Origin of the sequence: Streptomyces sp. NPDC088350 (assembly GCF_044753545.1) — a bacterium.
Classification (GTDB): domain Bacteria; phylum Actinomycetota; class Actinomycetes; order Streptomycetales; family Streptomycetaceae; genus Streptomyces.
In genome coordinates this window covers 239,529-249,190 of the sequence record NZ_JBIVNL010000002.1, presented here as the reverse complement: position 1 = coordinate 249,190, position 9,662 = coordinate 239,529, and the positions used below count along the sequence as shown (strand labels likewise).

At 67.3% G+C, this 9,662-nt stretch carries 8 protein-coding genes and 1 tRNA gene; 5 read left to right on the top strand and 4 right to left on the bottom strand.

Features of this window, described 5'->3' with window-relative positions:
- Positions 1-74: 74 nt before the first annotated feature.
- The gene (locus ACIQBL_RS06415) at positions 75-809 is read right to left on the bottom strand and encodes an aspartate/glutamate racemase family protein (RefSeq protein WP_401937486.1); all 735 of its coding nucleotides are present in this window, start codon (positions 807-809) and stop codon (positions 75-77) included.
- A 315-nt stretch (positions 810-1,124) separates the two neighbouring features.
- On the opposite strand from ACIQBL_RS06415, the gene ACIQBL_RS06410 reads away from it, so the two are divergent.
- The 4 genes from ACIQBL_RS06410 (at position 1,125) to ACIQBL_RS06395 (ending at position 4,729) form a co-directional block, all read left to right on the top strand.
- Complete coding sequence (locus ACIQBL_RS06410) at positions 1,125-2,087, top strand: D-2-hydroxyacid dehydrogenase (RefSeq protein ID WP_401937484.1); 963 nt, start codon at positions 1,125-1,127, stop codon at positions 2,085-2,087.
- Between the two features lie 22 nt (positions 2,088-2,109).
- Positions 2,110-3,495 carry an amidase gene (locus tag ACIQBL_RS06405; protein ID WP_401937481.1) on the top strand — a complete coding sequence of 462 codons (1,386 nt, stop codon included), beginning with the start codon at positions 2,110-2,112 and terminating at the stop codon, positions 3,493-3,495.
- Between the two features lie 314 nt (positions 3,496-3,809).
- The gene (locus tag ACIQBL_RS06400) at positions 3,810-4,568 is read left to right on the top strand and encodes an IclR family transcriptional regulator (RefSeq protein ID WP_401937478.1); all 759 of its coding nucleotides are present in this window, start codon (positions 3,810-3,812) and stop codon (positions 4,566-4,568) included.
- A gap of 87 nt (positions 4,569-4,655) precedes the next feature.
- Positions 4,656-4,729: transfer RNA gene (locus ACIQBL_RS06395), tRNA-Lys, on the top strand.
- On the opposite strand, the gene ACIQBL_RS06390 is transcribed toward ACIQBL_RS06395, so the two are convergent.
- Positions 4,691-6,022 (bottom strand): peptidoglycan-binding protein, encoded by a 1,332-nt coding sequence (locus ACIQBL_RS06390; protein WP_401938891.1) that lies wholly within the window; start codon positions 6,020-6,022, stop codon positions 4,691-4,693. The genes ACIQBL_RS06395 and ACIQBL_RS06390 overlap by 39 nt on opposite strands.
- A 403-nt stretch (positions 6,023-6,425) precedes the next feature.
- Complete coding sequence (locus tag ACIQBL_RS06385; RefSeq protein WP_401937476.1) at positions 6,426-7,133, bottom strand: helix-turn-helix domain-containing protein; 708 nt, start codon at positions 7,131-7,133, stop codon at positions 6,426-6,428.
- A gap of 137 nt (positions 7,134-7,270) precedes the next feature.
- Here ACIQBL_RS06385 and ACIQBL_RS06380 point away from each other — a divergent pair, with 137 nt between their 5' ends.
- Entirely contained in the window at positions 7,271-7,483 is a 213-nt protein-coding gene (locus ACIQBL_RS06380) for a hypothetical protein (protein WP_401937473.1), read from the top strand.
- Positions 7,484-8,848: 1,365 nt separating this feature from the next.
- On the opposite strand, the gene ACIQBL_RS06375 is transcribed toward ACIQBL_RS06380, so the two are convergent.
- Complete coding sequence (locus ACIQBL_RS06375) at positions 8,849-9,616, bottom strand: endonuclease domain-containing protein (protein WP_401937471.1); 768 nt, start codon at positions 9,614-9,616, stop codon at positions 8,849-8,851.
- Between the last annotated feature and the right edge of the window lie 46 nt (positions 9,617-9,662).

The window sequence follows — 9,662 nt, the reverse complement described above, 5'->3', positions numbered from 1 at the left end:
CCTCGGGAAATGTGACACTCAGGGCCGCGAGTGTCACATTTCCCGAGGAACACCCCCGCCCCGGCCCGGCTTGTTCAGCCGGCCTGCACCAGCGGCTCCTTCGTGAACAGCGCGCCCAGCCGCGGCGCGTTGACCTTGCGGTCCGCCAGTCGCAGGGCCTCCCAGACCGTGACCTGGTTGGCCGTGAGGACCGGCTTGCCCAGTTCCTTCTCCAGGTCCGTGAGGTGGGCCGCCGTGTGCAGGGACGTGTCGGGCAGGAGGACCGCCTCGATGTCCGGGCCGTCCACGGACCGGGCCAGCGCCAGCACCTCGTCCCGACCCCACGTGCCGACCTCCGCCGCGGTGAGGACGCCGGAGGCGCGCACCACGGCCGGTTCCACTCCCCCGGCCCGCAGGAAGTCGGCGAAGAGTGCCGCCACGTCGTCCGGATACGTCGCTCCTACGGCCACCCGGCGCACCCCGAGCTCCTTCGCCGCGTGGACGAAGGCGAAGGACGTCGACGAGGCGGGCAGACCGGCCGCCCGCGCCAGGGCGCGCACCTGGTCGCGGGCGCCCTCCCAGCCGTGGACGAAGCCGCCGCTGGCGCAGGCCCAGACCACCGCGTCCGCGCCGGACAGGCGCAGCTGCTCGACGCCCGCCGCGAGCCGCTCGGGGGAGCCCATCTCGCGCAGGGCGTCGACCCGGTGCGCGTCCTCGCCGATGTCCGTGTGGACGAGGTCGAGGCGGACGTCGCTGCCGAGGAGCTGTTCGATGCGCGGGTAGTCGTCCTCGGCGGAGTGGCCCGGGTAGAGGAATCCGAGTGCGGTCATGACCAGCCTTCCTGGTGTTCTTCCGGCGGTACCGGTCCCCGGCGGCGCGCCGATTCGTCGAGCGGCGCCTGCCAGGGGCCTCACGGCACGCGTACCCGGCCTGCGCGGCGCCTCCCACATCGTGACCTGGTTGGCCGATACCACCGGCATGCGCGGTTCCGCCGCCGGCCGGGGGGCGGGGGCTGTCGCGTTCAGCGTGCGGGCCGCGTCGTGCGGGCATCCGTGTTGACGGAGGTGGGTTCGAGTGCGAGCGTGGTCAATCCGCGCATGTCAGACGGCCGTACCCCTGTTGTTTCCCGCGAGAAACGGCTCCGCATGACCGCAACTCCCGCTGCCCTGCCCACCGTTCTCGTCCTGGACGCCGACCCGCTCCCCCGGCTCGGGAAGCTCACCGGGCGGATACGGATCGCGCACGCCGACGAGACGACACTCGCGGATCAACTGCCTTTCGCCGACGTCCTGTTGGTGTGGGACTTCACCTCGCACGCGGTACGCGCCGCCTGGCCCGGCGCGGGCCCGCGCCCGCGCTGGGTGCACACGGCCAGCGCGGGTGTGGACCACCTGCTGTGCCCCGAACTCGCCGCCTGCGACACGGTGGTGACGAACGCGCGCGGTGTCTTCGACCAGCCGGTCGCGGAGTACGTCGCCGCCCTCGTCCTCGCGATGGCCAAGGACCTGCCTAGGACGCTGGACCTCCAGCGGGAGCGGACCTGGCGGCACCGCGAGGCACAGCGCGTGGCCGGAACCCGCGCCTGTGTCGTCGGCTCCGGGCCGATCGGGCGGGCGATCGTCCGTACCCTCAAGGCACTTGGCGTGACGACCGCGCTCGTCGGCCGCACCCCGCGCACCGGTATCCACGGCCCCGGCGAACTCGACCGGCTGATGGCCCGCGCCGACTGGGTGATCTCGGCGGCACCGCTCACCGACGACACACGCGGCATGTTCGACGCCCGCCGGTTCGGCTGCATGCAGCCCTCGGCGCGGTTCATCAACGTGGGCCGGGGACAACTCGTCGTGGAGGAGGCACTGGTGGAGGCCCTCACCAAGCACTGGATCGCGGGCGCAGCACTGGACGTCTTCGAGGCCGAACCCCTCACTCCCGACAGCCCGTTGTGGCAGGTTCCGGGGCTGATCGTCTCCCCGCACATGAGCGGTGACACGGTCGGCTGGCGGGACGAACTCGGCGCGCAGTTCGTGGCGGCGTACGAGAGATGGGAGGCGGGCAAACCGCTGCCGAACGTGGTCGACAAGAAGCGCGGGTACGTACCGGGGCACTGAACTCCCCACTCTGGAGGGCCGGATGACGACCGCACTCACCGAGCTGACCGCCGTGGAACTCCTCGACGGCTACCGCAGAAGGGAGTTCGGTCCCGTCGAGGCGACCCGCGCGACCCTGGAACGGGCCGAGGAGATCCAGCCCGCCGTGAACGCGTTCGTACGGCTCGACGCGGACGGCGCGTTGGCGCGGGCGGCCGAGTCCGCGGAACGCTGGCGGCGCGGGGAGCCGGCCGGACTCCTGGACGGGGTGCCGGTCACGGTCAAGGACATCCTGCTCCAGCGCGGCACACCGACCCTGCGCGGCTCCAAGACCATTGCCGAACAGGGCAGTTGGGACGAGGACGCACCCTCCGTGGCCCGACTGCGCGAGCACGGCGCGGTGTTCATCGGCAGGACGACGACCCCGGAGTTCGGCTGGAAGGGCGTCACGGACTCCCCGCTGTCCGGGATCACCCGCAACCCGCACGATCCCGCGCGCACGGCGGGCGGTTCAAGTGGCGGCAGCGCGGCGGCCGTTGCCCTGGGCGCGGGCCCGTTGTCGCTCGGCACCGACGGCGGCGGCAGTGTCCGTATCCCCGCGTCCTTCTGCGGGATCTTCGGACTGAAGCCGACGTACGGCAGGGTGCCCGTGTACCCGGCCAGCGCGTTCGGCACGCTGTCGCACGTGGGCCCGATGACCCGGGACGCGGCGGACGCGGCGCTGCTGCTGGACGTGATCGGCGTACCGGACGCCCGCGACTGGTCGGCCCTCGACCGCCCGCCGGTCTCCTTCACGGAGGAGCTCAGAAAAGGCGTGCGGGGCCTGCGCGTCGCGTACTCGCCCTCCCTCGGCGGGCAGGTCGCCGTACGTCCGGCCGTCGCGGCGGCGGTACGGCGGGGCGTGGAACGGCTGGCCGCACTCGGCGCGTACGTCGAGGAGACCGACCCCGACTTCACGGACCCGGTGGAGGCCTTCCACACCCTGTGGTTCAGCGGAGCCGCCCACGTGACGCGGAAACTCGCGCCGCAGCAACGGGAGTTGCTCGACCCGGGGCTGCGGGAGATCCGCGCGACGGGGGCGGGTTTCTCGGCGCTGGACTATCTGGCGGCGGTGGACGTCCGCGCGGAACTCGGCCGCAGGATGGGCCTGTTCCACGAGCGCTACGACCTCCTCGTCACGCCGACCCTCCCGATCACCGCGTTCGAGGCGGGAGTCGAGGTACCGAAGGGCTCCGGGCTCCGCCGCTGGACCGGCTGGACCCCGTTCACGTACCCCTTCAACCTGACCCAGCAGCCCGCCGCCACCGTCCCGGTGGGGAACGACGGGGACGGCCTGCCGATCGGGATGCAGATCGTGGGGGCGCGACACCGGGACGATCTGGTGCTGCGGGCGGCGCACGCGCTGTTCGGGGCCGAGACCTCGATCTGAACCTGCCGGTGCGCCGGACCTGAGCCCGCCGGAGCGGATCTTCGGCGATCCTGAACATCAACGGACCCGGGAATTTCTCGGCGCAATTCTTTGACATTTATTCAACTACGGCAAGTGAACGGTCGAACACCCAAGGTCCACGTCCCGTGACATGTCATTGGCATATGCCAAAGGGTCGGCGTCGCAGCTGGGAGGGCATCGGGCGGGCCACAATCTCGCCAACAGCCGCTCCACATCGGCCGTTTGCCGGTTATCGTGGAGGGGATTCGCTGTCCGGTATCACGGCCCAAAAAGCGAGCGCAGGGAGAAACACCGTGGCGCTGATGCACGAGCCGACCGCTCCCCACCATTCGGCACAGGACGCCCTCCGTGTCCTGGAGACAGTGTCAGCCCACTCCACCGGTGTGACCGACACCGAACTCGCCCGCCGCACCGGCGTCGGCGCCGAGCGCCTCACCGCACTGCTGCGGATGCTGCGCCGCGAGGGCTACGTCGAGCAGCTCGCCGACGGCGCCTACGTCACCGGCGAGGCCCTGAGCCGCCTCGGCTCCGCGGTCGGCCGCGAGCTGGCGGTGCGCGAGCAGATCCAGCGGACCCTCGACCGGCTGCGCGACTCCCTGGGCGCGGCGGTCTACGTCAGCCGGTACGTCGACGGCGAGGTCACGATCACCCAGTACGCGGCCGGGCCCGCCACCCCGGCGGTCAACGAGTGGGTCGACTTCCGCGTCTCCGCGCACGCCACCGCGCTCGGCAAGAGCCTGCTGGGCCAGCTCGACCACGACGGCCGGCGCGACCATCTCTCCCGGCACAAGATGGCCCGCCTCACCTCGCGCACCATCACCAGTGACAAGGTGCTCCTCACCCGTCTGGAGACCCAGCCGCCGACCGTCCCCCACCTCGACCTCCAGGAGTACGCGGTGGGTACGGTCTGCGCGGCCGTCCCGATCACGGCCGGTTCCTCGGTGGGCTGCCTGGCCCTCTCCCTCCCGGTCGAACACGCCCACCGGCTCCGCCAAGCGGCGGACACACTGAACCGCGGAGCGGGACCCGTGCTTCTCTCACTGGCCATCTGAAGGCTGGTTCGAAGCACCCCTCCGGACCAGGTAGTATTTTCTCGTCGCCCTCCGCGAGACACCGATCCAGCGGAAGGCGTGAGTCATGCGCCGCTAGCTCAGTTGGTTAGAGCAGCTGACTCTTAATCAGCGGGTCCGGGGTTCGAGTCCCTGGCGGCGCACAGTTGACGACCAAGGGCACCCTTCTCTTCGGGAGGGTGCCCTTGGTCGTTTTCCGGGCCGGATGCTAGCGAGGGGCTAACGGCGTCGTCATCCGGCTGCACGGCGGGTGGTTGGGGAACGAGCGCGGCAGCGGCTTCAGCAGCCTGGCGGGCGATCTCCGGCAGTACCGAGGTGTAGGTGTCGGCCGTGATCTGGATCGTCGAGTGTCTGAGCATGGCGGAGACCACTTTCATTTCGGCTCCGGCGGCGAGCGCCAGGGTGGCTGCCAGATGCCGCAGGTCTTGCAGACGGACCGGCGGCAGATAACCGGGGTGCGGATACGGCCGGAGCGGATGCTCGGGAAAGAGTTGGTACCAGACGTGTGGGTCGACGGTGCCGTTGGCCTTGAGCCCGCGTACGCGCTGGAAGCCGGTTACCGCCCGCCGTGTCAGCGGCCCGAAGAACCCGTCCACTGGGAGTCCGAGCGTTGCCTGCACATCCTCAACGGCCGGGCCGGTGTCTCCTTCGCGAAGAGTGTTGGCCCGCTTGATCGTCCGGACGAAGTGGCGGCTGACGTAATCGGGATGCAGCGGCTTGCCGATCTCGGTGGTAAACACAAAGTGGCTGTCGGTCCAAGCGGGCCCCAGCAACTCCCGTTCCTCCAGCTGCCGTTGCCGGTGCGCCCGCAGCACCGTGACGGTCATCGAATCCAGCGCGACGATGCCGTCGCTGTCGTCCTTGGGCCGGGTGACGGCGGTCTCCCAGCCCACCTGCACGATCTGCTGGACGATGGCGAGCGCACCTGCGTCCAAGTCCACGTCCGGCCACCGCAGCCCGATGCCCTCACCCCGGCGCGGCCCTCGGAAGACCAACAGGTGGTAATAGGCGTAGAGCCGGTCGGCCGTCATGAGGCCGAGAAAGGAGCCGGTCTGCTCGGGCGTCCAGACGGCGACCTTCGGGCGCCTGCCGGAGGCCATCCAGTCGATGACGCGTGGAGCGGTCCAGACGACGGCCTTCGGTCGCGACGCATTCTCGACCTCGACCGCCAGTGCGGGGTTGTCGATGATGCGGCGCTGGCGGACGGCTACGTTGAGCGCTGCCCGGAGCGTGGCATGGATGCGTTGAAGTGTTGCCGGGCCGATCGGTCGTGGAGTGGTGGCGGCACTGGCCACGATGGCGTCGCACGCGGTCCGAATCTGGGCCGGCCGGAGCTTCTCCAGGGGGATGTCGCCGAGCTGAGGCTTGAGATAGCGCCGGATGAAACCCTCATACGAACGGCGGGTGTTGGCCGCCAACTTGCGCTTGCCACCCATCCATTCATCCAGCCACTCGCCGGTGGTCTGCTCCATCGTGAGCGAGACGCCTGCGCCGAAACGTCGGCGTACGTCGGCGTAGTCCGGCAGCTGCTGATAGCGGCGGTAGTGGTCACGGATGGAGGAAACGATCTCCAGCCGACCCGCGTCGTCGTCCGTGCTGGGTATCTCCAGGAGCTGGATAGCCTGCCGCAATTCGGCGACCGCGAGGGTCTGGCTGGCAAAGCCACCACGGGTGATCTGTTGTCGTCCATGTTCCCGGCGGCCCGCGTCGGACAGTGGCACATCGACGACGTAGGACCAGGTGCCGTGCTTCTTCGGACAGGCCAGGCGCTTACCGGCCCCGTTGTAGCGGGCCGGACACTTGCAGCGCTTGTAGGTGGTGCCTTGCATGACGCACGCCTTACCTTGCGGTCTGCTCGTCGTCGGGATGAGCCGCACGCAGATCGTGTTCCAGCTCGGTCAGCAACTCCCGGGTGATGTGGCCTCGCAGGGTGGCCAGTTGCCCCTTGGCTGCCTCGGGCCGACGCTTGTGGAGTCGTAGGTCTCGCTCTTGCGACAAGGTCCGGTCCCACCGTTGCAACGCCACGAGATTGACCCACTCTGGCGACGTTCCGATCTTGCGGGCTACATGCCGTTCGGCCTCGCCGACGCTGGCCACCGCCCGTTCCACCAGGGCACGGTCTGCCCGCCCAGACAGCTGAACCTCCGCCAGGAAGTCAGCCGTCCGATTGGCCAGCGCCAGCGACTCGGTGATCTCAACCGCCCGTGCGGGCACGGCCTGTACGGCAGTCGTATCGCCGGACAGCAACACCTTCACCGCGCCGACCGTGAGCCGCACGCCAGGTGACAGCTCGACGAGGTCATCCGGCGCTCCGGCTACAAAGTCGGCCGGCGGCACCTCGAACGCGAGGGCCAGCAACAGCACTTCCTCCAGCGCTATACGGCGAGCCCCCACTTCCGCCTGCGCGACAGTCCCTCGAATCCAGGTCGTCAGACCATGCTGCTGAAGCAGCGCGGCAGCCTCTTCCTGCTTCAGGCCACGGGCTTTCCTGATGTCTCGCAGCCCAGCTCCGAGTACCTGCCGCAGCGTGTGTGGCGTCTGTTCCATGAGGTCACCTCTGGGAGGAAGATGCCTCAACGGTACGTCCTGGTCTGCTCATGAACAAGAGCGGTTGAATTGTAACAAACTAGGGCAGATCATCTGCTCTCAGAACAGAGCACACCACCGCAGGTGAGGTGAGCCGCATGGTCGGCATGACCCGGGCCGAGCTGCTGGAACTACCGGTCGTCATCGACCTCGTCACTGCGGCCCGCGCCTTGGGCATCGGCCGCACACGGGCCTTTGAGCTGGTTCGCCGCGGCGAGTTTCCGGTGCCCGTACTGCGCTTCGGGACGACTTGGCGGGTACCGACTGCGCCGCTCTTGCATCTTCTCGGGCTCACCGCGGCCGAGGCATGAAAGATCAAATGGAGTGGAGCATCACCCTGACTCGGATGGGCCTAAGGTGTGTGGCCTATGGGCGGGAGTAGATTTGCGGGGCCTTCGAGGTCTCGCCTTACCCTCAGCCTTATCAAACTCAAGTATGTACCAACGGTCTGTCCTCACGGGGAAAATACGCAACTCCCTACCAACCGGCCCAGAAAGGGTCTTGAGCGATGCCGAATTCCACCTAGTCAGCGCTGGCTGACTTGCTCTCACCCGGGCCCATCCACACCGATAAGCTGCGGCCCTGACTCTATCTGAATTAAGGGCAACAGTTTCATCATCCCAAGTCAGCCTAAATTTCAGTGACGCGAAGGGACTCCAGCAGAACGTCCGCGGATCTTGGCTGATATAGGGTTGATAGCCACCCGGCAGCTCTCGAAATTCAAGCTGCACCCCTACCTTCCGCTTGCGAAACCACCCCACAGGAGGCAGAAGCTTGAAGACGATATCAACCGCACCATCGCCACCGGGCTCCTGGTTGCTAATCTCCGATATCTCATAGGTCCCATCTTGCGGGTTGAGCTTGGAGCAGTTCGCCAGCGCGATGCGGCTTGCCCCTGTCCACTGCATCGGGATTTCACAGGCAGTCAGACTCTTCGTGCGACTCCGAATAGTGAACTCAACCGTGTAACGCTGTCGGGTCCCTCGGCTATAGATATAGAGATGATTAACTCGCTTAACGATCGTGAAACCCTCGTGCCAGTTTTCGAGCAAGGCGACAACGAAGCCCGCCCCCAAGGTTACGACGGCAATGGCGCCAGCACCGAATAGAAAACCATCTATCGAGCGATCGGCGAGCCATTTTCCCGCTACGGCTAGCGTTAGCGCCCAAAGTGCGACTTGCGTAGCGAGCTGCGATGTGGCGGACGCAAGCAGGAACTTGAGCAGTCGCATAGCCCAGCGCAGCATGACGGCACTCTCCCTCTAGAGGGTTCAGAAGACCCCAAAAAAAAGGGGCCACTAGGCCCCCATGATTTCGCTAAAATTAGCCGTCCTTCATTCGCCGAGCCCTCCTTTCTTTAGACTTTAACAAGTCCCAGGAGATTAGCCAAGGTTACTTGCGAGCTATGAGGCTCCTTGAGAGATAAGGAGGGTCATGGCGCGGCCTGCTTGGGTCAAGCGCGTCAGAAATAATTCTGCTCCGGTTCACTGCCGGACGCGACTCGGGGCACTGGCAAGCAAGGCCGGGAGCCTACGTACTTCCGGCCCCCGTCCTGTTGGCGCGCTCTTGCGGGCCAGATGAGGAGTACGTAGACAAGGACCTGGAAGAGATGGGTTCAGCCGCAGACCACGAGTCTGGCTGACCGAACCCATCTCGACGAACCTCCAGCCGCGTCTCTATGCGCTGCACGGCCTCCACTCGTCGGCGTACTCAGGACACCAGCGGTAGTAGCTGTCATCGAAGTTGCGGCTGGTCGTCGCCCGGCCGTGTTGAGGCTGCCATCCCCTCCAGTGGCGGGTGTTGCACCGGTTACAGAGTGGTGCGCGAACAAAGCCGTGCGTGTGGCAGTGATCCCAGACGCTGGCCCGCGCGGTCATGCAACTCGCACACATGAACTGCGCCGCAGTCGGCCAGTTTCGTCGGCCAGCGCGGTCAACGCGGTACCGGACGCCGACGAGCTTGCCGTCGTAGACCACCGCGTTCGCATCGCTGCCTCTCGGGCCGTAAACGACCGCGGTACGAGTGCACTCACCATGATCGGCCACCACCACATCTCCGACCCGCTCGAACCAGCCGGCGGCATCCTGTCCGTGGTGGGCTCCCAAGCACGAGCACTGGCATTCAACGCCGGTGGCCTCCAGGCAGGCCCTCGTACACTGCGACAGCTTCGACATGTCGCGCCAGAGCACGACGTACCCGTATCGATCGATCACCGCTGTCACCAACCGCACCAGACAGCTCCGGGGCAGAGTCCACCGGTCATCTTCGAACTTGGGCGAGCGGATGCCCACCGTCACATGCAGCCAGCTGCGATTGCCCTTTCGAGGCGGGATCTTCGCGATGACCTCGCCATGCAACGGGAGCCACACCATCGCCACTGGCCCGATGCCAGGGTCGGTGACGACGTGTCCATCGACGATTCGAACCGGTAAGTCGGCCCTCATGGATCTACGGTGACATGGACATTGACACTCGGGAAGCCCTCCTCCG

Bases quoted from the DNA above. Each gene is read 5' to 3' on its own strand.
- ACIQBL_RS06415 (WP_401937486.1), bottom strand. From the start codon at position 809: ATGACCGCACTCGGATTCCTCTACCCGGGCCACTCCGCCGAGGACGAC.
- ACIQBL_RS06385 (WP_401937476.1), bottom strand. From the start codon at position 7,133: ATGGAACAGACGCCACACACGCTGCGGCAGGTACTCGGAGCTGGGCTG.
- ACIQBL_RS06380 (WP_401937473.1), top strand. From the start codon at position 7,271: ATGGTCGGCATGACCCGGGCCGAGCTGCTGGAACTACCGGTCGTCATC.
- ACIQBL_RS06410 (WP_401937484.1), top strand. From the start codon at position 1,125: ATGACCGCAACTCCCGCTGCCCTGCCCACCGTTCTCGTCCTGGACGCC.
- ACIQBL_RS06405 (WP_401937481.1), top strand. From the start codon at position 2,110: ATGACGACCGCACTCACCGAGCTGACCGCCGTGGAACTCCTCGACGGC.
- ACIQBL_RS06375 (WP_401937471.1), bottom strand. From the start codon at position 9,616: ATGAGGGCCGACTTACCGGTTCGAATCGTCGATGGACACGTCGTCACC.
- ACIQBL_RS06390 (WP_401938891.1), bottom strand. From the start codon at position 6,022: ATGGGTGGCAAGCGCAAGTTGGCGGCCAACACCCGCCGTTCGTATGAG.